30 protein-coding genes, 1 pseudogene and 1 riboswitch are annotated in these 25137 nt (G+C 34.5%); of the genes and pseudogenes, 7 read left to right on the top strand and 24 right to left on the bottom strand.

Going from position 1 to position 25137, the window contains the following annotated elements; genetic code table 11:
- Window positions 1-201: 201 nt before the first annotated feature.
- Window positions 202-1551, bottom strand: a complete 1350-nt coding sequence (locus GGQ92_RS05925) for a cyclic 2,3-diphosphoglycerate synthase (protein WP_221437245.1) — start codon at window positions 1549-1551, stop codon at window positions 202-204.
- Window positions 1552-1777: 226 nt separating this feature from the next.
- Here GGQ92_RS05925 and GGQ92_RS05920 point away from each other — a divergent pair, with 226 nt between their 5' ends.
- From GGQ92_RS05920 to GGQ92_RS05910, 3 genes are all read left to right on the top strand, one after another.
- The gene (locus tag GGQ92_RS05920; RefSeq protein ID WP_184245594.1) at window positions 1778-2503 is read left to right on the top strand and encodes a DUF421 domain-containing protein; all 726 of its coding nucleotides are present in this window, start codon (window positions 1778-1780) and stop codon (window positions 2501-2503) included.
- A 126-nt stretch (window positions 2504-2629) separates the two neighbouring features.
- The gene (locus GGQ92_RS05915) at window positions 2630-3250 is read left to right on the top strand and encodes a lysozyme inhibitor LprI family protein (protein ID WP_184245591.1); all 621 of its coding nucleotides are present in this window, start codon (window positions 2630-2632) and stop codon (window positions 3248-3250) included.
- 122 nt (window positions 3251-3372) lie between these two features.
- Window positions 3373-3471, top strand: a riboswitch (purine riboswitch).
- A 62-nt stretch (window positions 3472-3533) separates the two neighbouring features.
- On the top strand, window positions 3534-4691 hold the full coding sequence (locus tag GGQ92_RS05910; protein WP_184245588.1) for an MFS transporter: 1158 nt from the start codon (window positions 3534-3536) through the stop codon (window positions 4689-4691).
- Window positions 4692-5013: 322 nt separating this feature from the next.
- Here GGQ92_RS05910 and GGQ92_RS05905 read toward each other — a convergent pair whose 3' ends face one another.
- Window positions 5014-5361 carry a hypothetical protein gene (locus GGQ92_RS05905; RefSeq protein ID WP_184245585.1) on the bottom strand — a complete coding sequence of 116 codons (348 nt, stop codon included), beginning with the start codon at window positions 5359-5361 and terminating at the stop codon, window positions 5014-5016.
- A gap of 157 nt (window positions 5362-5518) precedes the next feature.
- Between GGQ92_RS05905 and GGQ92_RS05900 the strand changes: the two genes are divergently transcribed.
- Together GGQ92_RS05900 and splB are read left to right on the top strand one after the other, a co-directional pair.
- On the top strand, window positions 5519-5779 hold the full coding sequence (locus GGQ92_RS05900) for a transcriptional regulator SplA domain-containing protein (RefSeq protein WP_184245584.1): 261 nt from the start codon (window positions 5519-5521) through the stop codon (window positions 5777-5779).
- Window positions 5772-6800: a spore photoproduct lyase gene (gene splB / locus GGQ92_RS05895; RefSeq protein WP_184245581.1), complete on the top strand. Its 1029-nt coding sequence runs from the start codon at window positions 5772-5774 to the stop codon at window positions 6798-6800. Before GGQ92_RS05900 ends, splB begins: the two co-directional genes overlap by 8 nt.
- A gap of 55 nt (window positions 6801-6855) precedes the next feature.
- Here splB and uvsE (GGQ92_RS05890) read toward each other — a convergent pair whose 3' ends face one another.
- From uvsE (GGQ92_RS05890) to GGQ92_RS05880, 3 genes are all read right to left on the bottom strand, one after another.
- Window positions 6856-7821, bottom strand: coding sequence for a UV DNA damage repair endonuclease UvsE (gene uvsE / locus GGQ92_RS05890; protein WP_184245579.1), 966 nt, complete (start codon window positions 7819-7821; stop codon window positions 6856-6858).
- Between the two features lie 34 nt (window positions 7822-7855).
- The gene (uvsE, locus tag GGQ92_RS05885) at window positions 7856-8809 is read right to left on the bottom strand and encodes a UV DNA damage repair endonuclease UvsE (RefSeq protein WP_184245577.1); all 954 of its coding nucleotides are present in this window, start codon (window positions 8807-8809) and stop codon (window positions 7856-7858) included.
- An 83-nt stretch (window positions 8810-8892) separates the two neighbouring features.
- Window positions 8893-9393, bottom strand: coding sequence for a D-glycero-alpha-D-manno-heptose-1,7-bisphosphate 7-phosphatase (locus tag GGQ92_RS05880; protein ID WP_184245574.1), 501 nt, complete (start codon window positions 9391-9393; stop codon window positions 8893-8895).
- 210 nt (window positions 9394-9603) lie between these two features.
- Here GGQ92_RS05880 and GGQ92_RS05875 point away from each other — a divergent pair, with 210 nt between their 5' ends.
- Window positions 9604-10329, top strand: a complete 726-nt coding sequence (locus GGQ92_RS05875; protein ID WP_184245571.1) for a hypothetical protein — start codon at window positions 9604-9606, stop codon at window positions 10327-10329.
- 356 nt (window positions 10330-10685) lie between these two features.
- Here the strand turns inward: GGQ92_RS05875 and GGQ92_RS05870 are convergent, their stop codons facing one another.
- The 10 genes from GGQ92_RS05870 to GGQ92_RS05825 form a co-directional block, all read right to left on the bottom strand.
- Window positions 10686-10886: a hypothetical protein gene (locus GGQ92_RS05870; RefSeq protein WP_184245568.1), complete on the bottom strand. Its 201-nt coding sequence runs from the start codon at window positions 10884-10886 to the stop codon at window positions 10686-10688.
- Between the two features lie 177 nt (window positions 10887-11063).
- Window positions 11064-11246, bottom strand: a complete 183-nt coding sequence (locus GGQ92_RS05865; RefSeq protein WP_184245566.1) for a PspC domain-containing protein — start codon at window positions 11244-11246, stop codon at window positions 11064-11066.
- Between the two features lie 175 nt (window positions 11247-11421).
- Entirely contained in the window at window positions 11422-12024 is a 603-nt protein-coding gene (locus GGQ92_RS05860) for a hypothetical protein (protein ID WP_184245564.1), read from the bottom strand.
- Between the two features lie 140 nt (window positions 12025-12164).
- Window positions 12165-12344 carry a hypothetical protein gene (locus GGQ92_RS05855; RefSeq protein ID WP_184245562.1) on the bottom strand — a complete coding sequence of 60 codons (180 nt, stop codon included), beginning with the start codon at window positions 12342-12344 and terminating at the stop codon, window positions 12165-12167.
- Window positions 12345-12504: 160 nt separating this feature from the next.
- Window positions 12505-12816 (bottom strand): hypothetical protein, encoded by a 312-nt coding sequence (locus tag GGQ92_RS05850; RefSeq protein WP_184245560.1) that lies wholly within the window; start codon window positions 12814-12816, stop codon window positions 12505-12507.
- A gap of 117 nt (window positions 12817-12933) precedes the next feature.
- Window positions 12934-13371, bottom strand: a complete 438-nt coding sequence (locus GGQ92_RS05845; RefSeq protein WP_184245981.1) for a GNAT family N-acetyltransferase — start codon at window positions 13369-13371, stop codon at window positions 12934-12936.
- A 212-nt stretch (window positions 13372-13583) separates the two neighbouring features.
- Window positions 13584-14315, bottom strand: coding sequence for a hypothetical protein (locus GGQ92_RS05840; RefSeq protein WP_184245558.1), 732 nt, complete (start codon window positions 14313-14315; stop codon window positions 13584-13586).
- Between the two features lie 67 nt (window positions 14316-14382).
- Entirely contained in the window at window positions 14383-14727 is a 345-nt protein-coding gene (locus GGQ92_RS05835) for an ASCH domain-containing protein (protein WP_184245556.1), read from the bottom strand.
- Between the two features lie 179 nt (window positions 14728-14906).
- Window positions 14907-15770: a metallophosphoesterase gene (locus GGQ92_RS05830; RefSeq protein WP_184245554.1), complete on the bottom strand. Its 864-nt coding sequence runs from the start codon at window positions 15768-15770 to the stop codon at window positions 14907-14909.
- A 264-nt stretch (window positions 15771-16034) separates the two neighbouring features.
- Window positions 16035-16739, bottom strand: coding sequence for a CPBP family intramembrane glutamic endopeptidase (locus GGQ92_RS05825; protein WP_184245552.1), 705 nt, complete (start codon window positions 16737-16739; stop codon window positions 16035-16037).
- Window positions 16740-16826: 87 nt separating this feature from the next.
- On the opposite strand from GGQ92_RS05825, the gene GGQ92_RS05820 reads away from it, so the two are divergent.
- Window positions 16827-17552 carry a MerR family transcriptional regulator gene (locus tag GGQ92_RS05820; RefSeq protein WP_184245550.1) on the top strand — a complete coding sequence of 242 codons (726 nt, stop codon included), beginning with the start codon at window positions 16827-16829 and terminating at the stop codon, window positions 17550-17552.
- A gap of 254 nt (window positions 17553-17806) precedes the next feature.
- Here GGQ92_RS05820 and GGQ92_RS05815 read toward each other — a convergent pair whose 3' ends face one another.
- The 9 genes and pseudogenes from GGQ92_RS05815 to GGQ92_RS05775 all read right to left on the bottom strand — a co-directional run bounded on the left by GGQ92_RS05815 (window position 17807) and on the right by GGQ92_RS05775 (window position 24867).
- On the bottom strand, window positions 17807-17989 hold the full coding sequence (locus tag GGQ92_RS05815; RefSeq protein ID WP_184245549.1) for a DUF4083 domain-containing protein: 183 nt from the start codon (window positions 17987-17989) through the stop codon (window positions 17807-17809).
- 258 nt (window positions 17990-18247) lie between these two features.
- The gene (locus GGQ92_RS05810; protein ID WP_184245546.1) at window positions 18248-18790 is read right to left on the bottom strand and encodes an AAA family ATPase; all 543 of its coding nucleotides are present in this window, start codon (window positions 18788-18790) and stop codon (window positions 18248-18250) included.
- Window positions 18791-18899: 109 nt separating this feature from the next.
- Window positions 18900-19355, bottom strand: a complete 456-nt coding sequence (locus GGQ92_RS05805) for a YrvL family regulatory protein (protein WP_184245544.1) — start codon at window positions 19353-19355, stop codon at window positions 18900-18902.
- 175 nt (window positions 19356-19530) lie between these two features.
- A pseudogene (locus GGQ92_RS05800) lies at window positions 19531-20182 on the bottom strand (HAD family hydrolase); the annotation flags it as partial.
- A 352-nt stretch (window positions 20183-20534) separates the two neighbouring features.
- On the bottom strand, window positions 20535-20822 hold the full coding sequence (locus GGQ92_RS05795; protein ID WP_184245542.1) for a hypothetical protein: 288 nt from the start codon (window positions 20820-20822) through the stop codon (window positions 20535-20537).
- A complete protein-coding gene (locus GGQ92_RS05790; protein ID WP_184245540.1) occupies window positions 20822-21121 on the bottom strand; it encodes a DUF2089 family protein in 300 nt (99 codons plus the stop codon). The genes GGQ92_RS05795 and GGQ92_RS05790 overlap by 1 nt, the downstream gene beginning before the upstream one ends.
- 701 nt (window positions 21122-21822) lie before the next feature.
- A complete protein-coding gene (locus tag GGQ92_RS05785) occupies window positions 21823-22725 on the bottom strand; it encodes a glycine betaine ABC transporter substrate-binding protein (protein ID WP_184245538.1) in 903 nt (300 codons plus the stop codon).
- A gap of 86 nt (window positions 22726-22811) precedes the next feature.
- Complete coding sequence (locus GGQ92_RS05780; RefSeq protein ID WP_184245536.1) at window positions 22812-23675, bottom strand: ABC transporter permease; 864 nt, start codon at window positions 23673-23675, stop codon at window positions 22812-22814.
- A complete protein-coding gene (locus GGQ92_RS05775; protein WP_184245534.1) occupies window positions 23668-24867 on the bottom strand; it encodes a quaternary amine ABC transporter ATP-binding protein in 1200 nt (399 codons plus the stop codon). Before GGQ92_RS05775 ends, GGQ92_RS05780 begins: the two co-directional genes overlap by 8 nt.
- Window positions 24868-25137 lie beyond the last annotated feature (270 nt).

The following is a 25137-nucleotide window of genomic DNA, read 5'->3' as shown; positions in this document are numbered from 1 at the left end:
CGTACTTTGTCATATTGTATTTCTATACATGAAGTGGCAATTCGTACTTCTATTATCTTTCTATTCTTCTCGGTTTTTATGTAAAAATATCAGTGGATTTTACAATCTCTGAAGATGAAAATATAAGTTATTGCTATAGTACCGTTGCTCAATAAAAATAAGACTAGTAGGTACCTACTAGTCTTTCCAAAGGGATGTATTTTACCCAAGATTATGTTCTTGAATGAAATTCGCTAATATATCTTTTAAATTCGGAGTGCTGATTTCTTCTAAATCATAGTGGACGCGCGTGCATGGCTTATTAATGGATATGACGCGACTTAAATCCATAGGTGTCCCGATGATTACTGCGTCACAATCTGTGGCATTAATCGTTTCTTCTAGATCTTTTAATTGTTGTTCACCGTATCCCATTGCAGGAAGAACGTTGCCGATATGGCTGTATTTATTGAACGTATCTTTTAGTGTACCAACAGCATATGGACGTGGGTCGACAATTTCCTTTGCTCCCAATCGCTCAGCCGCAATCGTACCTGCGCCAAGCTTCATTTCCCCATGCGTTAACGTTGGGCCATCTTCAACAATTAATACACGCTTACCTTTAATCGTCTCTGGTTGATCTACTGTAATCTTTGATTCAGCTTTTATAATAGCACTGTTCGGACTTGCAAACTTAATGTTATTTTCTACAGTTTGTATAGCTTCCTCGGACGCACTATCTACTTTATTAATAATTGCAACATCTGTTGTTCGTAAGCACACTTCACCAGGATAGTATTTCAATTCATGGCCTGGACGATGTGGGTCTAATACCGTAACAGCCAAATCAGGCTCGTAGAAAGAAAGGTCGTTATTTCCCCCATCCCATAAAATTACATCGCAACCATCTGGATCATTTTCAGCCGCTTCTAATATGTCTGCATAATCGACACCAGCATACACAACATTACCACGTGCTACGTGTGGTTCATATTCTTCCATTTCCTCAATCGTACAATGGTGTTTTTGCAGATCCTCTACAGTTGCAAATCTTTGCACACGCTGTTCGTTTAAATCGCCATACGGCATTGGATGTCTGATCGCAATAACCTTAAGATTATGCTCTAACAGTGTTTCGATTATTTTACGAGATGTTTGGCTCTTCCCTGTCCCTGTTCGCACAGCACAAACAGAGATAACCGGTTTATTACTCTTTAGCATTGTGCTATTCGGACCTAACAGGGTGAAATTTGCGCCAGCTGCGTTTACGATGGCACCCACACCCATTACATCTTGATAACTAACATCACTGTATGCAAAGACACATTCGTCCACTTCTAACCCTTTGATTAATTCTGGTAATTGATCTTGTGAATAAATCGGAATACCGTCCGGATAAAGCTCTCCCGCTAATTCGCTAGGATATTTTCTTCCATCTATATCTGGAATTTGTGTTGCTGTAAATGCAACAACATTATAAGCATTATTATCTCGATAATACGTATTAAAGTTATGAAAATCTCTTCCCGCCGCACCAATAATAATAATATTTTTTGTATCTATAGTTTTCATTGTGGATTCTCCTATAATTTACGATATGTTATTATAATTATACACAACTATGTATATAAATACAAAAACTTTTTTCTGAACTTCTCGATAAATTATTTAAAATGAGAGGATAGCTCAAAAAGTAACAGGACTTTTCTCAATTCCTTCCGAATAATGACTTCAGACAAGGATAAAATACCCTAGAATTAATGGGACAAATACGTCATTAAAAAAGGGTGATTCGTGCATGTTGGATTTTTTGAAGGAAATAGCTCTGATATTATTAAGAATTATTACAATCTTGCCACTACTATTATTTATAACTATATTCATGGGAAAACGAGTAATTGGTGAATTGCCTATATTTGATTTCCTAGTTGTTATCATACTAGGAGCAGTTGTTGGTGCAGACATCGCAGATCCTAATATTGAACATTTCCCTACCGTTATTGCTATTATTGCCATTGCTCTTCTTCAAAAAGGTGTAGCTAAGTGGAAACTATCCAATCGAAAAATTGGCAGGCTGCTTACCTTTGAGCCAACTATTGTTGTACAAGACGGGAAATTCGTTACGACAAACCTAGAAAAGATTCACTATTCAATTGATAATATACTTCAAATGTTACGAGAAAAGGAAGTTTTTGATATTAAGGATGTGGAAACAGCTATTGTAGAAGCAAATGGGTCTTTAAGTGTATGGAAGAAACCGTCTAAAAATACAGTGACACGTGAAGACATGAATATTATTCAAACAGCATCTTCTATTTCTTACCCTGTTATTGTCGAAGGAACCATGTATGAAGAAGTTTTAGAGAAATTTAATGTCGATGATTTCTGGTTAAAACAACAACTATCCTATCAAGGAGTCGTGGAATTAGATAGTGTATTTTATGCATCAATCAATAAAAACCACGAAGTCCATATTTCCTTAAAAGATGATCGTAACATTCTCATTCCTCCGATAAAGCATTAAGTTGCAAAACCGTTAAAATACAAAATTTTACTTTACTAAAAAAAAGGCACATGATAGCCTAAGAGTATCTAGGATCTTCCATCCTCCATTCGATACTATCATTAGAAACATAATTAGGAGAGGCTTATGACGATTAAAAATTATAAAAAACAACTACGTATTATTTTTTCTTCCTTTGTATTAGTTTGTCTACTAGTAGCTTGCGGAAATGAATCAGAAGAAGTTACGAGTGATGAAGAGGAACCAACAACAGAAAACACTGACCAACAAGAGAACACCTCAAATACACAAGAAGAGACTACACAAACAGAAAATGACCTACAAACAGATCGCGAAGTAACAGAAGACGACGGAGCTAAAGTGGACGATATTGAGAATACAGAACCGAATGAGAGTCTTAAAGAAGATTATTTAGAAAAGCTCAACCAAACTAAAATGGAAGCAGATAGGATAGAGCCTGAGGATTCCTCTACATATGCTCTTAAGGCAGTAGAAGATTATAGATATGAAATTTGGGACGATTTATTGAATGAAATCTATAAAGTACTACAGGAGCAATTGCCGCCCGAAGAAATGGAAGCTTTAAGAGCAGAGCAAAGAGAATGGATCAAGTATCGAGACACTACGGCATTAGAAGCATCGAAAGAATACGAAGGTGGAACACAGGAACATCTAGAGTATTCGGCAGTACTTGCTAACCTGACAGAGGAAAGAAGCTATGAATTAGTAGAAAGTTATATGCAATAGCATCATAGAGACTGATTTTTGGCTAGCTCCCCCTGTTTTCTAAAATAGGGGGATTTTTGAGTAGAATAGAATTAAACAAATCGTGAACACTTGAATTATGTATAAAAAGCTAGTAAAATGTTCAAAGTAATTCTATATCTTACTGTATAACCTCAGAATATGGCTTGAGGGTCTCTACCAGGAACCATAAAATCCTGATTACAGGAAATGAATCTTTCATTTTTTGTAATCAGGACTTTTATTTTATAACATTTTCTTACATCAGAAAGGATCTCAGACAACCATGAATTATAAAGTTTTTATCCTAGCCTTATCTACTGTTGCTGTTGGACTTGTTGAGCTAATAATTGGAGGTATTCTTCCTACGATAGCGGATGATTTAAATATATCTTTAGGCTCGGCAGGACAGCTCATTACAATATTTGCTCTAGTCTTTGCTATTTCTAGTCCGATTCTATTAGTTATGACGAGTAAAATGGAGCGGAAAAAATTATATCTTATCTCTTTATTTGTTTTCTTCATTGGGAACATTATGACGTATTTCAGTACAAGCTTTGCTTTTATGATGTTTGCCCGGGTTATAACAGCTATGAGTACAGGGTTGATCATTGTATTGTCACTGACTATTGCAGCGAAAATCGTTCAACCACACCATCGAGCGAAAGCAATCGGTGTTATCTCAATGGGAGTGAGCTCATCACTTGTTTTGGGAGTACCACTAGGAGTTATTATCTCTGATCATTTTGGTTGGCGTGTTATTTTTCTCGGAATTGCGTTATTATCCATTGGTTCTTTTATTCTCATCTCTATCTTTTTAGAACGTGTCCCTGGTGGAAAACCAATCCCACTTTCACAACAGTTAAAGGCTGTAAGCAGCTTAAAAATTAGTAGTGCACATTTTACTGTCATGTTTATGTTAGCCGGGCATTATACCCTTTATGCATACCTAACACCGTTCTTAGAGCAAGAACTTGGTCTCAATCCTAGTTGGGTGAGCATTTGCTATTTATCATTTGGAGTAGCAGCAGTTAGTGGTGGAGGATTGGGTGGAATTCTTTCCGATTCCATTGGATCACGGAAAAGCATTATTGCAGTTATTATTGCCTTTGCACTCGTATTGTTCGCAATTCCATTAACAACTTTTTCTCTCTATGTATTCATACCTGCTCTGATTCTTTGGGGAGCACTTAGCTGGGGGCTTTCTCCGCCACTACAAAGTTATTTAATTGAGACTGCACCTGAAACATCGGATATCCAGCAAAGCTTTCATAATTCTTCGCTACAATTAGGAATTTCACTTGGATCCGCATTCGGTGCATTAGTATTAAGTTATACAGGAACCGTCTCTCATATCGCTTGGTTTGGTAGTGGACTAGTTGTGATTTCTTTACTATTCGCCATCTTCTCTTTAACAAGAAAGGTGACGGACAAAGTAATGTAAATAGTAATTACAATAATAGTAGAGGCCAGGACAGAAGTGTTTTATCATAGTAGATACCGAACGATTAGTCAGAATTCGTTCGGTATCTGCTTTTTTTTATAATTACTTCGCTAAAACACTTCGCTTTCCGCAGGCAACGCTTCAACTTATTTCATAAGTTTTTTAAAAACTTATGAAATGGATTTTCAGCTGTTGCTTTTCCTGCAGGAGTCTCGTGTTTCACTACGTAATTAATATAACAGCACTTTTTTGTTCGTCTTTGATGATTTAAATTTGAGTTATGTACCAGGCCTTTGCTTTATGCCTTATAATTATTTCTTCTTTACTCTTCTGGTAATTCTCTTGGTAGTATATTTAGAACATAATATTGATTAAAATCCTCAATTTTATTAGTAAGTTCTTCTTTTAAATTTTCTTCATCGATTTCATGATCTATGACTATTATAACTTCTTTTTTATACGTATCATCAAAAGAATTTAACCCATAATCGCCAAAACCATATTCTTCGCTCTTTTCACTTAGAACATTGAATATTGCTGTATCCCTCCAATTTTCGCCTTGAATGACAACATCATCTTTTTCAAAGTATGAACCAAAAATAATGAACAATAATACAAAGGACAGGAAACAGATAGAGACTATTCCAAATATAAGTTTGGTATTTTTCATACAAATTTCCTTTCATGCATTTTACTAGTTAGTATACCATTATCCTCTTGGTACTTCCATTTGGAGTTTGTGCCTTTTTACGCCTGAAATTCTCCACTAATAAACCACGCTCTTTGTGGAATAATAGGTAATAAAATAGAGGAAATTAGGTGAAATAATGGATACGAATGAATCATTTAGTGCTGGTGAGGTTGTCTACGTTATTATTCGCAATCCCCATGCACAGGATGTAGCCAATGTTCAGCAAGCCGCTGTCATACAAAATCCAGAGAAACCGGAGGAATTAGCATTATTTATTCATGAGACGTATTATCCAATAACAGAAGAATTAGCGATCTATAAGTCAGAAGAGGAAGCAGAACAAGTATTTCATGAAGCATTTGGTGCCTCAAACGAAGAAGGTGATTGGTTTGGTTAAACCATTTGTGCCAAAGTTAATTTATGTCGAACCACGAGCATTAGAATACCCTCTTGGGAAAGAGCTCGTTAACAAATTTGAAAAAATGGGGATGGAAATAAAAGAAACTACCTCACACAACCAAATTAGAAATCTACCTGGAGAGAATCACTTTCAAAAATACAGAAATGCCAAATCTACTCTGGTGGTCGGGGTACGTAAAACATTGAAATTTGATACTTCGAAGCCATCTGCAGAGTATGCGATTCCTTTTGCCACTGGCTGTATGGGACATTGCCATTATTGTTATTTGCAAACAACGATGGGGAGTAAGCCGTATATTCGAACATATGTCAATGTCGATGAAATCTTTGATGCTGCAGAAGAGTATATGGCAGAACGTGCACCAGAATTTACGCGCTTTGAAGCTTCCTGTACGTCCGATATCGTAGGTGTTGATCACTTAACCCACACACTAAAAAGAGCCATTGAGTTTTTCGGTAAGTCCGAATACGGTAAACTTCGATTTGTTACAAAGTTTGAGCACGTCGATCACCTACTTGATGCAGAACACAATGGTAAAACACGCTTTCGATTTAGTATTAATGATGATTATATTATTAAATATTTTGAGCCGGGAACATCCCGATTAGATGGACGGATTAAAGCTGCTGTTAAAGTTGCTGAGGCTGGATATCCACTTGGTTTCATTGTAGCTCCTATCTATCTTCATGAAGGTTGGAAAGAAGGCTACCAGGAAATGTTCGAAAAGCTCAACGATGCATTACCTGCCTTTGCGAAGAAAGATTTGACGTTTGAAATGATTCAACACCGATTTACGAAGCCTGCTAAGCGTGTCATAGAACAAAATTATCCCATGACGAAATTAGAGCTCGATGAGTCGAAACGTAAATGGAAATGGGGTAGATATGGCATTGGTAAATACGTATACACAGATAACGAACAAGAAGACATCAAAGATACACTTGGAGGATATATTCAGCAATACTTCCCTGAAGCAAAGCTTGAATATTTTACATAAGTTTGTGGAACAGAATTAGGACTAGTCAGAGTGAAATATCCTCTGGCTAGTCCCATCATTTCAAATAAAAAGAAGAGCCATCGATTATCTCAACATCCTCCCTACTCTTTATCTCTCTCATTAATTGAAGAAGGGCTTCATCCTTCCTTTTCGCTTCAATCATACAATCTATTTGAGGAACGCTTCCCTTTATGTTTTTCAGAAATTCAAAAAACATATTCACATCTACATAATCAGCATGATGGCGAAATGCTTTCTCACTTTTCGGACTAGAAATATGCATTTTTATCGGAAGTGGAGATTGCGACCACGTACTAATTACTCTCTCCCAATGATCTTCCCAATTAGCATTTATATGGTGTGCTAAATGATGGTGATAATCGAATACAAGAGGAACTCCTAATTTTTCACATAAGTACAATGTATCCTCTAATGTAAATGAAGTGTCGTCATTTTCTAGCATCATCATTTTCTGGATCGGGTGGGGAACAAACATCCAGTTTTCAACAAAACGTTCCAGTGACTTTTCCGTATCTTTATAATTTCCACCTACATGCATAACACATCGATGTGTCGGATCTAATTTCATCGATTTCAACAATAAATAATGCATTTTTAAAGTAGTGACAGCATCTTTTAAAACATGTTTCTTCATTGAATTAATCAAAACAAAATGGTCCGGATGAAAATCAATTCTTAACTGATGCTTTTTAACGAAATCCCCAATCTCTTGAAGTGCTTCCTTAAGAGGTGGCATGTAATTCCAGTCTGCTAATTCCTCATGGTTAGCTAATGGAATTAGGCGGGAGGATAAACGATAAAAATGAATCTTCGTTGCTGCATTATGCTTCAATATTCGTAAAGTGTTGTGTAAGTTCTCTAGGGCAATTCGTTCCAGCTTACGAATAGCTGCTTCACGGTCATCGTAGGTTTCGAATTGGGAAAATGTCATGGTTTTGGATGGAGAGGCATTTTTCAGCTCCATGCTCATTGCTACATAACCAAGTCGTACTAACGTCATTGTTTCCACCGCCTATATTGTGAATTCTTGGGAGCTACCACTCCACTGTTGCGCCAGCAATTCGTTTGACCGTCCGAATCGATGCAACCTCTTCTATTAATTGCAACATAGCCAAATTCTTTTGCTTTGCCTCAATCATCACATCAAAGTCTTGGTCAAGCTCTTTTGCCATTTTGAAAAAAGGAAGAATAAAATCAAGAGATACAAAATCAGCATGAGATCTGTAGGCATTTTCTGACTTAGGTGAAGAAATATGCACTTTTGGTTTGTTTGCTGAATCCTCCCATGTGTTAAAGATGCGAGGCAGATAGGCGAAGAGTTCATCTTCGGTTGGATTAGCCATATGGTGATGATAATCGAGAACCATTGGGATTTTTTCCTCTTCACAAGTCTTCAATGTTTCTTCCACATTGTACGTCTTATCATCATTTTCTAGCGTCATCTTCTTTTTTATCTCTTTCGGTAGTGTTTCTAAATTATGATGAAACCTCTTTAAAGCGTGCTCTTTGTCGCCATACGCTCCACCAATGTGAATGTTCATCATTCCATATTCTAATGCATTCATGGCTTCTAGCATTTTATAGTGGTATTCCATGTCGATCACTGCATTCCTTGTAATGTGATTCTTTGGACTGGTGAACAAGGTGAATTGATTCGGATGAAAACTCGGACGTATGTTGTAGTTTCGTACAAGTTCACCTAGTTCTTCCCACTCTTTTTTAAAAGGAGTTACAAAATCCCACATTACCTCTGGATGGGTAGCCAAAGGGACGAGTGAACTTGAAAAGCGATATACTTTAATTTCATGTGCGATATTATAGTGGAGAATTCTTTTCGTATGCTGCAAGTTTTGTGCTGTTATCGCTTTTAGCTTGTCTAATCTTTCTTGCTTAGGAAGAGCGGAATAACGTGTAAATGTTAACGTCTTTGAAGGACTTGCATCCCATAATCCTAGTGCGTTCGCAACATATCCAAAGCGAATCCTCATCCTGATCTCCTCTCCTTCCATTTTGAAGAGCAACTAGTCCTATCTTTTCTATATAGATTACCCTTTATGCGTGAATTTGCTCGTTATAATTTATTTTGTACATCATATAAGGAAGTTACATTTGTAGAATTACCGTAGGGGAGGCCAATTTTAAATGCTTTAATATTCATTTGATTAGCTAATTCAACATCTACTGGCGAATCTCCAATAAGTATGGATTCACTTAAGTCAATGTTCGTATATTTAGTCAATGCAGCTTCAATCATTCCCGTTTTTGATTTCATACAGTTGCACTGCTCCCTCTTTGCATGTGGACAGAAGAATATATCGGTTATTTCAATCTCGTTTCTTATTAATTCTTCGAGCATTAAACTAGTGAATTGATGATATTGGTTAATACTTATATACCCCTCATTGATTAAATATTGGTTCGTAATAATTATTAAGCGGTAGTCTAAAGTTTGTAACTTCCTCAAGGTTGAAATCGCACCTTCTATAAATTCTGGCCGAGTTATACGTGACCATGTTGAATCCTCATAATCTTTTACAATTGTCCCGTCCCTGTCTAAAAAAGCTACATTCATCTTAACCCTCCTTTTGTAACCATATTATGCAACCAACAATAGCATATTTGACTCGATATACCAGACCATTTCCCAACCTCCCCACACTCGAGGCGACATCATTTTTCTCAAGGATTTCTCATTATATAGGTACTGCTTAAGTGTGTTTGAGTTTCTGTTTGAAGGGAAAGCGACTATTAACACTACTTATAGAGAAAGGATGTTTCCTAAATGACCAACCATAATAAACAGCCCATTTCTAGTCAGATTCCGGGTGAGGATCGTATTAAAATAGGCGCAATTGCTGAAGCAACTAATGAAAAACTTAAGAAGTCGAAGATAAGAGGTACACGAGGAACAAAGAATAAAGTGAACAAAGCAGACGTAGAGGCAATTATTAAAAATTGGCCACTGTTATCGAAAGAAGTCACGAAAACGATGATGGAATTCTACGGTGAGCCAAATACTGCAACAGAAACGCAAATTACTTGGTACTATAATGGTCCTTGGAAAAGAACGACAGTATATAAAGATGGCTACCCTCATGATTTCCCTGAGCCACATACAGATATGCTAGAACAAGTCATTAACTATCATGTGCCAGCTGAAAAAATTGGGGAATTAGCAATGCTGGAAGGAAGCTTGTTTGTTGACCGTACAAAGGGCGAAGTTATCGTTCACTGTGACAATGAAGGAGCAAATACAATTTCCATGAATGTGATGCATGATATTGTTCAGGGAAAACGAACACCTGAAGAAGCTCGGCAAAAAATTAAAGAACAAATCACAAAGTTTTTAAATAATGAACCTGCTCCATATGCCGAACAATTATTGTTTGAACTTCCTGAAGAAGAGCAATGGGATAAAGATAATCCTGTTGTAGATGACAAGGAATTGCTTCAGAAAATCAAAGATAAAAAACAATCGATGAATATGGAAAATGAAAAATTGGTTTAATCATTTAAAGAAACTAATATAAAAGAAGTAGTAGAGGTACTGTGGAGGTATTCTTAAAATAACAAGTGAAATAGATACATTAATCGCACTATGTTTATCACCAAATAACAGACGAATAGCAAACAAAAACGCTTGGGTATCTTAATTACCCAAGTGTTCTATCTTATATTATCTTGTTGAACTAAAGCACCCGTTAATCGAAGAACAAAATCTCACTCTATAACCTCGATTTTTTGTGCCAGCTTGAGCTAGGTAAGATTGGTCAACTCCGAGTACAACCATTCACTTTCTTTAAAACAAAATGAAACTAAAAGTACCACCCAAGATTATAAAATAATAGTAACGCATACAAGTAATCAATCAAAATTAGGTGCAGTTAAACCAGCAAGAATTATAAAAAGTGATATTGATGCGACTAAGGTAGGTCTCGTAGATGCTTTATCGTCTTTAACTAAAGAAGTAATCGCATGTACTAATGAATACACAAACACAAATGGCCAAATAAACCAAGTCCAATAATAAAATACCGCTATCCCCTGTAACAAACCAATCAACATATAAATTCCTTCCCCCATTAATCATGCTTATTGAACTAACCTGCCCCGTTAGCATAATAACTTCTAATTAAATACTAACATAATATTCCAACTATGAAACTCAATTCTTAACAACATAAAAAAGCGACCCTATAAGGATCACCCTATTAAACTATTGAACCGTAAACAAAATAAATATTAAAGTGATGGCTTTTCATCTAAAGACCAAACAAGTATTATATATACCCAAACAGATACGGAAGATGTGAAAAAGAATATTAGCCTTACAACAAATGAAGAAATACCAAGAAACTCCGCTACCCCTCCACAAACTCCGTATAAAGCTTTATCTGTTGAGGACTTTCTTAATTTTTGTGACATAAAAATTCCTCCCCACTTAGATACATATCTTCAAACGTACTATTGTTATAATTCAACGAAAAAAAGTGATTATCCTTCTTTTCCTTCTTCAACTTACTTGACCTATTACTACAATATATTCGACAAAAAGATTGTTATACCCTTCTTGGATTAACGCATCTATTAGTTTAATTATCTACTGAATAAACTCAGCTTTAAAAAGGTAAGTGACATCATACTTTTTCAGCTCATTTAGATTACCTTGCGAATTTTTATAAAAGTCTGTTGTAAGAGTGCTCATACTATTTTTATTAGCAGAATAACCAATATACGCTAACACTATTTCATCTTCATTTATAGAGAGCTCCTCTGGGAAACTTCCCCATACACTTGCTATACCATCTTGATTAATTGAATTTGTGTCGTAACCACTTATTGAACCTGTGCTACCATTACTACCTATTCCAATACTAAATGTATGTTTCTTTTCTGTATTACTGATTTTAGGGTTTGAAATGACTATTGAGCCACTCTCATCTATCTGTGTTGTTACTTCATTTAATTGACCATCAATCAATTCACCAGCTTCATACTTTTCAATCCACACAGATACTTCTTGGTAGTCACCATCTGTTTCAAAATCAAATACAAATGATTTTTCTGATGTAGTCGAAAGTATCGTATTTTCCCTGTCTGTTAATTCTGATACAGAAATAGTATTTGAATTAGAATCGCTATTACAAGCGCTTAAAACAACTAACATTAATATAATTATTAAATTCGGAAACAATCTTTTCATTTTTCTATCCCCTAACTAATTCTGAAACTATATCTATTAAAGCACTCAACATATATATCTACCGATGGGAATTTCTCTCGTTCAGTTTAACAATAACTCTCTTATTAAACTATTGCACCCTTTAATTAAAGTGCATTTACTCACGATTTATTAGGAAATAACTTATTACCTAACAATCCACCAATTACAGCAGACAATCCAGTAATTAAAACTTTGATAACAATACTTGTACTAGGAGGAATAATATATTCAGATAAAAAAACTACAATTCCAACAAATATGCCTGTAAATAAAGCCATTCCTACGCTCCCTTTTATCAAAACAGCACCTCCAGTTTTATATAAATAAATAAGATTATCCAACTAAACTGGTTTAAAAATTTCACATTCCAATTAAAGTAACCTGCCTCATTAGCACAATACCTTCATGCTCATTAATAACATAATATATATTCTACTTTATGTTTTCTTCTTCAGATTTTTATCTATCTAAATTCCAAATATCTTCCTCATAATCCTTAATGACATTTACCTTTACTTCCTGCCCTACTTTATAGTCTTCTGGATTTGAAACTTGAATAGTATGTGACGATGATTCATTCTCTATTTGAAATGACTCAGTAGAAGATACTATTTCGTTAATTATCATAAGTCCATCAACCTCAATAACTCCACTTTTTTCGTTTATCTCTGAGATATTCCCTTCAATAAAAATTCCATCTGTATCTTGTGAACAGCCAATCAAAATAAAAGCTAAGAATCCAAATATTAGAAATATCTTATTTTTTAACATTACACAATACCTCTCTTTTGATTATTAAACAATCCTGCTCTTTAGTTCAATAAGATAGAGCCTGCCAAGAATCTCAACAATCTTCATGTAAAGCAACCATTAGTACAAACCCATTTCTTATAAAGGTAAACTCATAGAAACCGCTCTTATGTTAAAGCCCATTTTCTCATAAAGTTTAATGGCTTGATTACCCGCATATGCACTAAGACGAACCTCAGAGTAGCCGTGCTGTCTTAGCTCGTCAATTGCAGTTTTCATTAATTGCTTAGAAACTCCATTCCCTCTAAATTCTTCTAAAACAAATAATTCATAAATAAATCCATTCGTCTTATCAGTAAATTGGTCTCTACTTGCTCCTATAAGGATCCAACCCATTAGTTTACCTTCTTCGATTGCAATTAAATAATAGCTTCCTTTTTTCAGTAATGGTTCAATAAGACTTCTAACTTTATCAATCGTGGAGCTTACTTCACCTAAAGTACCATCGAATAAGGCTTGTGGGGAAAGTAGAATAATCTTTTCAAGTTCAGAATCATTTGGTCTTCTAATATCCATTATAAAGTCATTCCCTTCAATAAGATCCATATCTACACTTCTTTGCCATTGTTCTATTCTTTAGTGACCTGCTTCGTTAGCACAATACCTTCTTTCTCAATACTAACATAATATTCCAACAATGAAACTCAATTCTTAACAAACATAAATAAGGCGACCCTGCTAGGATCACCTTATTAAACTATTGCTCTCTTTTGTTTAAGTAGGACGTTTCACATAGAGTTCCCTAAGATATAATCACGTGTCAAATGAAGCATTCTCTCTTGCATTTCCTCGTTATTCTTTTCTTTATCGATTAAATAACCTACGTGATAAATGTATCCATTATAATAAGTATAAAATTCATTTGCTGCGGTTCCTACTGTAACTATACTATTTCTAGTTTCATCATAATCGTAATATTTATATAATAACGCACTATTTGTCGTAATTACTTGCTGGTAAATAGGTAAGTCCTCGATTAAAAATTCCTTTTTAAAAGCGTTTCCGACCGTATCGTATTTATCTAGAATATCATCTACAAGCGGATTTTCATCAACTTCTGTTATTGAAACGATAAAAAAATCATCTACTTCATCATACTCTGACCTACTAAAATAACTTAACTGAACTTGGTTCTTTGTGTTACCATCCTCGTCTGTGGATGTTATAAGATACGCCTTCTCATCATCAATTGTGAAAGGTAACCTGTTGGAATCAAAAGTAGTTATAGCATTATTAATTGGTTCCGGTAAAGATGATTCTACCTTATCAATAGAAATAGGCTTGTAATATTTAATGTTTTCTCTCGCATCAAGACCATCATAGGTCTTAAAATATTCACTATAAGTTATGCTATCGCCCTTTACTTGCACAAAGTCAGTTTTGTTGAACGAACAACCCAGTAATACAAAACTTATTAAAAAAATAGGGAACATAACCATTAGCAATTTTTTAGTTGCCATCATTAACTCCTCCGTGTTTATTCTAATACCTTATTCAAAAATCCTGCTCCCTTGCTTTAATCAACCTTTAATCTATTAATCTAATTGTAATTGCTAACGTACCCCATTCCTTCTCTTTTTCAGGTGTATAAATTCTATAAGTCTCCTCTACCATTCCCTTAATTGAATCACCAACAGAGTCAAGGTCACTCGCCGGAATGCTTTCATACATTTCTCTGAATGTTGGAAACTCCCTTAATTCAATAACCTTAACTGTTAAAGAGTCATTTCTATCTGGAAGTTTTGTGAATTTAATCGTATCTCCTACTCTTATTCTCCTCCTTTTCTCATCATTCAATCTCACTTCTACTTTCTTTTTTCCTAATTTAATTGAATAAAAAGGTGTTTCATATAGTCCCATATTGTGTTCCATTTCTTCAACTCCTAATAACTATTACTTATTAAACAACATTATAGTTAGCACAATACCTTCTGCCTCAACACTAACATAATATTCCAAATGTCATTCAGAACTTTATTCAAAAGAAAAAGGTGGTTTTAAATTGATCTTTCTTATTAAACTATTACATTTGTTACTCCAAGAAGAAGTAATTACTTATTGCCTTTTAGAGTAATCACAACTACTTCAGGTCGATTATTTATTCTTAGAGGAACTGGATTGTTACCCAATCCTTTGCTTACAACCATAATTGAGTTTCCTTTATGATACAAACCACCATCGTATTCTGGGAAAAATCCTTCTGTTGAAAAAATCCCTCCAATAAAAGGAAGTTGTATCATGCCCCCATGAGTATCCCCAGAAAAAACTATATCTGCTCCCCAATCAGCATATTCATCAAAATAAAAAGGTCTGTGCGAAAGTAAAATATTGACTTCACTTTTACTCGTTTCACCTAACCGTTTTTCAATTTGGATTTCTCCTGACAAGTGTTCCTTTAACCCATATAAGTTAATCTTTGCATCCTGTTTTATAATTGGTGTTTTTTCATCATTTAGAACTGTAACCCCAAGATTACTTAATCTTTCTTCGTAAGCTTCTTTAGTACCTTCATTTTGATATTTATTTCTATCTTCGTAATACAAACCTTCTTCGTGTTCACCAGTAACATAATAAATCGGATAGTTATTGTTTAGATTTTCAAGCAATTCTATTAGAACTTCTCCGTTATCTGGTATGTCTTGCGAATTATTTAACATATCACCAGTTATCACAATTATATCCGGCTCAATTTTATTGATTTTATTAACCAATCTCTTGTTTCCTTCTCCAAATTCTTTATTGTGCAAATCCGATAACTGAACGACTTTAAAACCTTCAAATTCCTCTGGCAAATCCTCTAGAAGAATGGTTTCGTTTGAAACTGAAATCCAATTAAGTTGTAAAAGATAGTAAACTACTATAAAAACTAAGATTGCTAAGGTGATTACTAATTCTTTTCTACGTCTTTTAACCATTATTTCCTCCTGTAAAAGCCAATGCCTCATTTAAACTATTCTGCCTCGTTAGCACAATACCTTCTTTCTCAATATTAACATAATATTCCAAAAATAAAACTCAATTCTTAACAACATAAATAAGGCGACCCTATTAGGAACACCTTATTAGACTAATGCACCTATTTTTTAAATATGAAAAATCACCTTGTTATTTGTTACAATTATTTTATCGTCTGAAGACAAACCTGTAATAGTGAAACCTAAAGGAATCAAACAATAAACTTAAGCTAAAGTTGACAATAGAACCATTATTCCATTCGTTAATCCATGAATAATAACGGATGGCCAGATTGAATTGGTTCGGTCATAAGCTAAAGCAAAGAGGATACCACTAAAGAAATTTACTGGCATTGTGTTATACGTTGGAATATGAATAATTGTAAAAATTGTTGAGCTAAGTAATAAAGCTCCCATAAATCCTACACGTGTACGTAACCAGCGATATATAAAACCGCGATAAAAAATTTCTTCGTATATTGGCGAGATAATTGCTGCGGATATAAAGGCAATTAGTACGGTCATAAAAGTTACATTTTGCTGCATCGCCTCTGTTTTGCTGTTCTCCCACGAATTCCCTACAAAACTAGTAATCAACACAATTATCACAGCACCAGCCATTAAGATTATTGAATATAGAACAATGGTTTTCCAATCCCTCACAGCGAATGTCCTTATTCCTACTTCAGTCCAAGAAACTTTTTTTGGACGGAGAGCAACAAAATAGACACTTAACATTAGAATTATTGCTATCGTTAATCCCATTAATGTCCCAGCATAAAGATCATTACCAAACCAATGAGAATAAATTGGTTGTACAAGTAATTTTATACATCCAATTACAACAACAAATTCAATTAACATTAATGAAATGAATTCTTTTATACCCCAATTGTCTTGTTTTTTCCAGTTTGTTTGACCTTTCACCATTCTTTATCCCTCTTCCTAATATGATATAATTCAAATATATTAGATAACGTTACGTCACCTGCAAGCATTTTTTAGGAGGAAACGAAAATGAAACGATGGACTACTGGGGAAGTAGCTAAACAACGAAATATATCTGTTCGTACACTGCGTTACTATGATCAGATTAATCTCCTTAACCCAAGTTTTCGAGATGATAACGGGAGGCGATATTATTCAGAAGATGACTTATTTCAATTAGAAAAAATAATCATACTTAAATCCCTTTCACTGCCATTGGAAGATATTCGCCATGTATTAGAAAAACTATCCTATAAACAAGTATTAATTTCCCACTACAATTACCTACAAGAACAACTATCGAAACTACAAACAAGTATCTCTAATACTGCTTCATTAATTAATATAATTAATTTGGAAGAATCCTTATCTTGGAAACATGTATCCGAGCTTGTTCAAAACTCCCCAACTAGCTCTAAAAAATGGATTGAATATTTCCGGGAAGATGAAATTGCCTTCATACAAAAGGCCGTTCCTAACCTTAGCAACAATGACGAGAAAACACAGCAATATATTTCTTTATTGCAACGGATTGAATCGTGTATAAAAAACAATATTAAGCCCGAATCAGAAGAAGGCTTTAAAATTGCGACTCAGCTAATTGAATTATCAGATGAAAGTTTCCAAGGAGATACAAACTTGATGGATAAATTTTGGGAGATCAGAAAGCAGCCTGCCGGAGAAACAGGGCTATATCCAATTTCAGAAGAAGTACTAGATTTTGTAGAACGATGCATTGATAATGTCACAACATAAGGGCAGAATTATAATTATTACGATATGTTTAGCAAACTGCCCATTATTTTTTCACTAATTGCATACTAGCTACAACAAAAGGGTGCGTTCATCCTTCTTGAATCAACGCACCCGTTAATCGAACAAAACCTTGCAACCGTAAAATTAACAAGGGGAAACACGAGTATGACTGCTTTGATGTGTTAAAAGTTTTAAGTCGTTGAGAAAATCCTTATTGAAGATAGGCTGCCGCTAGATTAAGTAAGCTGCCGATATTATTTCTCTTTATCAGATAATATTTTATCTATCTTTTTCTCGATTCTATCTAATTGATTGTTCTTTTTGCGAGGCTTAACAATCAATAAAATAATTCCTACAATTATCGCAATTAGAATGAAGAAGTAAATTAACTGAACAATCGCATCTCCAGTATGAAATTCACCAATCGTCATTAACATAGTAAAACCACCTTAGTCTATTTTTAAAAATGCACTCGATTATACTTCACGTATTTCTATATAAAAAATTTATCTGCAATCATTACAAATGTTCTTCAACTTACTGCCCCGTTAGTACAATACCTTCTTCCTAATATTTCAATAATAAAATTCCATTCTTAACAACATAAAAAAGGCCATCCTATTAGGTTCACCTTATTAAACTATTGCACCCGTTAATTAAATAAAATTACTTACTATTTTTTATCATTCTAAAAGTTATTCTATGTTCACTATATTTTTAGTAATAATGCTTACAATATCGGATATAGGTAGCTCCCCATCTACAATTAGGTCAGAATATGGTTTTACTGTGTCTAACATATCAAGATAACCCTTCCTTCCTCTTATGATGTATTTATCCATATCCAGCAAAATATCCTTAGCAGACCCATCTTTATAATCTCTAATTATTCTTCGTGCCATAGCAATATCAAGTGGAGTATCAACAAACACAGTGAAGTCTATAAATTCTCTTGTTTTACTATGTAAATAGGCAAACGGAAAATCTAAGATTACGTAATCTAAAGGTTCGTTAATTAATTTTTTTATATCATTAATAAGTGGTGATAAGTTCCATTCCTCAGGATTACTACCATTCTCAATCCATTCAACAAAGTCATCTGGACCATCAAAATCGTAGTCATCAAAATATAGTGTTTTACAATTATGTAACTTCCCTTTTAATTCAGAAGTTATCGTTGTTTTGCCCCCACCTGAAACCCCAGCAATCGCTATCACAATTGGTAACTTTCTTTCCATAAACTCCCTCCAAGATTTTAAATATCTTCTTCAACAAAACCGCACCTTTTAGTACAATAAGTTCTACAATAATTGCGTTAATCCTTCTTGAATTAACGCACCCGTTAGTTTAAGATTCACTCCTATTTTCTTTATCTTCAAAAGCCATTTCCAGTAAAGTCAGTAATATAGCCACTATAAACCCTGTTTTCAAGGTGAGAGTAATACTACCAATAAACACATCTACTATAAAAAGGCATAGCCCATTTGATAGACTTTGAATACTAAACTGAACAAGCAAAGCAGTAAATTTTCCTGTTATATTTTCTGTAATTAGTTCAGAAATTGGTTTAGAAAACAGCTCGACAATGGAAGCGATAATAAAAAAACTAACAACAAACATAATCAATGACCAAACAGAAGTGTAGTCAATACCAAGCAATCTAAAAATACCCGCCATCCCAAACACGTATATCCCTATAATAAAACCTAATACCACAGCTATTAAAAGTGTTACTCCCACAACTGTTCCTATTTTTTGCTTCATATTCTTTTCACGAAATGAATCATCGTTATGTTCAGACATGTAAAAATAAAACCTCTCTTTTTAGATACTAAGCAGATAATAATCAGGTCACTACAGCTTATATACGAAAATAAAAAAGTAAAGTTTCACTATTAAACTATCCTGCACTTTAGTTAAAAAAGACCGCCGTAATGACGATCTCCTACTGTGTTAAAGCATCCCTTTGTTTAATAAGCTATGTATGTAATTTAGGTAATATTGTTTCCAGCTCTGACAAGTCGTCAATTACCATATAAGCTTGAGAAAGTTCATCTTCTCGTGCAAAGTCAAAGTTACATCCAATTGAAACTAAACCATTATCTTTAGCTGCATTTATATCTGATAAACGATCTCCAACAACGGCTCCATTAGTGATTCCGTATTTATTTATAATACTCTGGACCAAATCCGATTTATTCAAAGATTTAATTTGTTGGATACTAAACGTTTCCGTAACCCATTTATCCAAATGATAGTAATTAACAATCGCTTTTAAATATTCCGTTAAACCATTGCTAGCTATGTATATCGAGACATTATTTTCTTTCAAATAACTAAAAACTTCTATTACGTTAGGATATAAAGCACCTTTTCCTATACTTATATATTCAATTAGTCTTTCTAGAAAATAAGCATCCGTTTGTTTTCTTTCCTCAACAGAATGATTAGGTAATAAAGTCTCCCATACTATTGGTAAAGGCATGCCCATAATTTCACGGTATATATCAATAGGTGTAACTGTATCCCATTTATCTAACGAACGTAAGTGGTTAAAAGTATCATCAAGCGATAATTAAAATTTTATCTGTTTGAAATAGTGTGCCATCCATATCAAAAATTACTGACTGAGACATTTTTTCTCTCTCCTTTAAAATAACTGATTGCTTTTCAAGTTTAGCAGAAAAGTGGATTCAAAATAACTGCCACTTAAGTTAAATAAGAAAAAAGAGCCGTCTATGCAGCTCAACGATCTCTTCAAGTAAAGCACCCGTTAATGCAATAATTCAGTTGTTTGGCATAATACCTCACGGTTACAATGAACTTTGACCTTCTCCATTTCGTTACCCCATTGACTGTAATTTCTTTCTTAAAACAAATAATCTTCACAGTAAAGTAATACTACTTTTCAGCACAGATATTTCATAGATCATATGAAGAAATCTCATAAGCTAACCGATTCATTTTCCTTCTATTCCCTACTTAGTTGATATCATAAGACTTCATTTTATCTAATTCTTGTTTTCTCTTTTTATTAAGAGCTTTCCGTCCCTCATACCATCCACCAATAAGAAAGGCAATTCCAACCAAAAGTATTAGCACATAAGCAAGAAAGTTTTCACTTTCATTAAAGAATATCCAAGTACGCCAAACAACGAAAACTAATGGAATAAGTCCTCCCCAATAAACACTATTTCTAGTTGATAGGAAGTATTGCACGCCAAGTATTCCAGCAATAATAAAAGCATCATAAAAGCCAAATCCAAACATTATATATCACCTTTTTCTTTTTTATATTTTTCTATTATTAATTTTGCATCTTCCAAATTAATACGATCATCAATCGAAAGTTGTTTTATGAATTTTATAAACTCCTCATTATCCGTTGCATCACTCAATTTTATCTTTTCAATTAACCTATCTAGCTTGATTCTCACCGTTGGATAAGATACTTCATAAATTTTTGCAATTTCTTTCAGAGATCCTGAATTCATTACGAATTTTTTAATGAATTCCATATCTTCCTCGTCTAAGGATAAAATCCAATCAGGTACATTTTTAATATCCACTTATCCCTTCACTCCTTTATATTCAAATTAAGTTTAACATAAATATAAATAAAGTAAATGTATTTTTAATATTATTAAATATTTTTTGAAATTAATATTCAACTTTTATAAAAACTTGTAATTGAACACAAATTCAAGTCTGGCATTCGTTGAATAAGGTTTAATTAACAAGTACCATAAATCATTGTGAATAAAAGAACCCATTTTGAAGAATAGATTGATCAAAATGGGTTCTTTTATTTGTGAAGTATTTAATATACAGTTTTTATAATACGAATTAGGCGTATATTTTTGGTAAAGTAACCTGCCCCGTTAGTTTAGGTACGTTCATTCACAAACTCTATATTTACTTTAACATAAATTAACAATTACCTTTTTAGTTTTTAAAAACATTGAAAAGAATATACAAATTCGCATAGGCAATAGTACATTGACAACTTATAAGGATATTATGCTATTAGGAGTGTGATTTTGTATGATGAATCAAGCGTTAAGAACTACTAACGACCAAATCATATGCGATTTGGTCTGTTAATTGATGGGCTATTTTGTATATTTATCCATCGAAACGGAACTATTTAAAGATAGAAAGAATCATTTTTCAATATTAGAGTTCTCAAATGTAATTGTTTGGTTGTCTATTTCAGCTATATTTAAAAGAGGGCTAACACATAAAGTATCAGCCCTCTTTTACAAATTAATTATTCAATTCCTTCTGTCCATTCTGCTACTTTTTCCTGGTTTTCTTCTACCCATTTCGCAGCAGCTTCTTCTGCACTTACTCCTTCATAGATATCCATCATAACGGATTCCATATCAGAAGTTTCCCAGAAGAAGTTATCTAGAATTTGATATGCCTCTGGATTCTCTTCTTCTAGACCTTCACGTACAAATGTGTTAATTGTTTCTTCTTCTCCAAAGCTACCTTTTGGATCTTCTAAATATTTTAAATCATACGCTTGGAATTTCCAATGTGGAGTCCAGCCAGTAACAATAATATCTTCTTCATTATCGATAGCTGTTCCAAGTGCTGTAGTCATTGCACCACTGGAAGATGTCTGTACTTCCCAGTCACTTAAGTTTTCGTAATCTTCTAGAGACTGCTCAGCAGCACCAACAACACCTGCACCTGCATCAATACCTGTAATTGTTTGACCAGCTTGATCTGTTAAATCTTCAATCGAATCAACATCCATATAAGATGGAACAACTAAACCAATTTTCGCACCTTCTAAGTTAGGACCAAGATCTTCTACTTGATCACCATACGTTGCAATTTGTGCTTCGTGTGTTAATGGAACCCATGCAGAAACACTTGCGTCTGCTTCACTATTAGCAACTGCTTCCCACATAACAGAGTTATCTAATGGAGTCACTGTTACATCAAAGCCTACATCTTCTAATACTTTTCCTATAACATGAGTAGAAGCCACTTCGGAATCCCACTCAACATATACTAATTCAACTTCACCTTCTACGCCTGATGTCGTTGTGTCCTCTGAGTCTGTTGTTTCTGTATTATCATCTGCATTCCCACAACCAGCGGCAATCAGTACAGATGATAAACCTAAAATCATACCTAGACGTTTTAAGCTAAACTTCATGTTCTAAAAACTCCCTTTTTTATATTTTTTCCATGCATGTGCATGAATTTATATGGAAACTTTTCAATATGAAAAGATACCTAACATTATTTTGCTTTTGCTTTCTTACTAATACTTTGAGTCATGCGATCAATAATAATCGCTAAAATAACAATTGCTACACCGGATGCAAATCCTGGTCCAACTTGTGAACGTTGAAGTGCAGATAATACTTCTCTTCCTAGTCCAGGTGCACCAATCATGGACGCGATAACTACCATAGATAAGGAAAGCATAACGGTCTGGTTAATACCTGCCATAATGGTCGATTTCGCCATTGGCAATTCAACCTTAAATAATTTTTGCCAGCCTGTACTACCAAACGCATCCGACGCTTCAACTAATTCATTGGAAACTTGACGAATACCTAAGTTAGTAAATCTCACAGTCGGTGGTGTCGCAAAGATTAAGGATGCAAATACACCTGGTACCATCCCTATCCCGAAAAATGCGACTGCCGGTATTAAATAGACAAAGGCAGGCATCGTCTGCATAAAGTCAAGAATCGGCGTGATGATGGCGGATGCCACTTTGCTTTTAGACATTAAAATACCAATTGGCACACCAATAATTACAGACAGTAAACTAGCTAAAATAACAAGTGTTACTGTACTCATTAGCTCTTCCCAATAGCCTTGATTGTAGATAAACCATAGACCTACAATCGAGAAGGCAGCTAACCCAAATTTCCTTCCAGATAAAAAGAAGGCTAGGATAGCAACTAACAAAATAAAAACAATTGGAGGGATGCTCATGAGTAACTCTTCAGACATATACTTCATGAAGTACCCAAAGTGCTCCTTGATTGGGTCAAATAGAAATGCAAATGCATCTGTAAGCCAATCAACAAACCATGTTGCCCAATCTGCAACTGGGATTTTCGGAATAATATTAAACATGTAATTAGACATTTTCCACCGTCACCTCGCCTTCCCCTGCAAGAGCAGCAATAACCGCTCCACGGACGATAATACCTAGTAATTTTCCATCCTCTACAACGGCCACTGGTGTTGTTGAGTCGTAAATTATCGAGAAGATATCATGCAATGCAGTATCTTTTTCTACTTTTGGTATATCTGTTTTTAACACTTCTTTTAAGTGACTAATGTCTTTTTTCCTTGCAGCCAACGCATCATCTGCCGTTACATAACCTTGTAAATTTTTGTTCTTATCTGTGATTAAAATACTAGACAGACCTTCTTCACGCATTCTTTCTAATGCTACCCGTGGCCCGTGCTTCTCAATTTGCACCGTCTCCGGACGTTTCATAATATGTTGTGCTGTTAGTACTTTCGATTTGTCGATGTCTTCAACGAACTTTTCAACATAATCATTAGCCGGGTTTACTAAGATTTCCTCTGGTGTGCCAATTTGAACAATATTACCATCCTTCATGAGCGCGATTCGGTCGCCTAACCGAAGAGCTTCGTCCAAGTCATGCGTAATGAATAGAATCGTTTTTTTCATTTTGGATTGCAATTCAATAAGTTCATCCTGCATCCCTTTACGGATTAGCGGATCAAGTGCGGAGAACGCTTCGTCCATTAAGAGTACTTTTGGATCGTTTGCAAGTGCTCGTGCGAGGCCAACTCGTTGTTGCATACCACCAGATAATTGTCCTGGATATTGATCTAGATAGTTACCTAAACCAACTAGTTCTAACGCTTCTTTGGCCTTCTCTTTACGTTTGGTTTTATCTACCTTCTGTATTTCTAAACCAAATGCAGCATTTTCTAAAACAGTTCGATGTGGAAATAATCCAAAGTTTTGAAAAACCATACTTAGTTTCTCACGACGAACGTTACGAAGGGATGCTTTATTCATCGTGGAGAGGTCTTCTCCATCGATATAGATATTACCTTGCGTTGGTTCAATTAAGCGATTAATTAGTCGAACTAATGTGGATTTTCCACTTCCTGAAAGCCCCATAATAACGAAAATTTCGCCTTCCTCTACGGAAAAGCTTGCTCGGTTTACACCAACTGTCGCACCTGTTTCTTTCAATATTTCTTCTTTTTTTAGACCTTTATCTAAAAGCTGTATTGCTTGTTTTGTATTTTTTCCAAATACTTTAGTTAAATTTTTTACTTCTATAATAGGCATTTCTTCACCTCTCAATTCCAGCTATTTCAGCTGCCAATTACATCTAATGCATAATTTCCCTAGCTAAACGGACTCATAATCGTCCGAATTAAAGTACTACATAACTATAATCCTTTTGAGAATATTACACAAACTGTCTATATCGTTATTTTCGTTTATATAGTTTATAAAGTTATTACTTTATATACTTATACCTAATTTATCGACCAAATGCTCCGCTTTCCCCAAAAATGCACCCTGAGGCTTAAGATTTTTGTTTCTCATAATTTT

It is taken from the genome of Gracilibacillus halotolerans (assembly GCF_014206945.1).
GTDB classification, from domain to species: Bacteria; Bacillota; Bacilli; order Bacillales; family Amphibacillaceae; genus Gracilibacillus; species Gracilibacillus halotolerans.
This window is presented reverse-complemented; position numbering and strand designations above follow the sequence as displayed.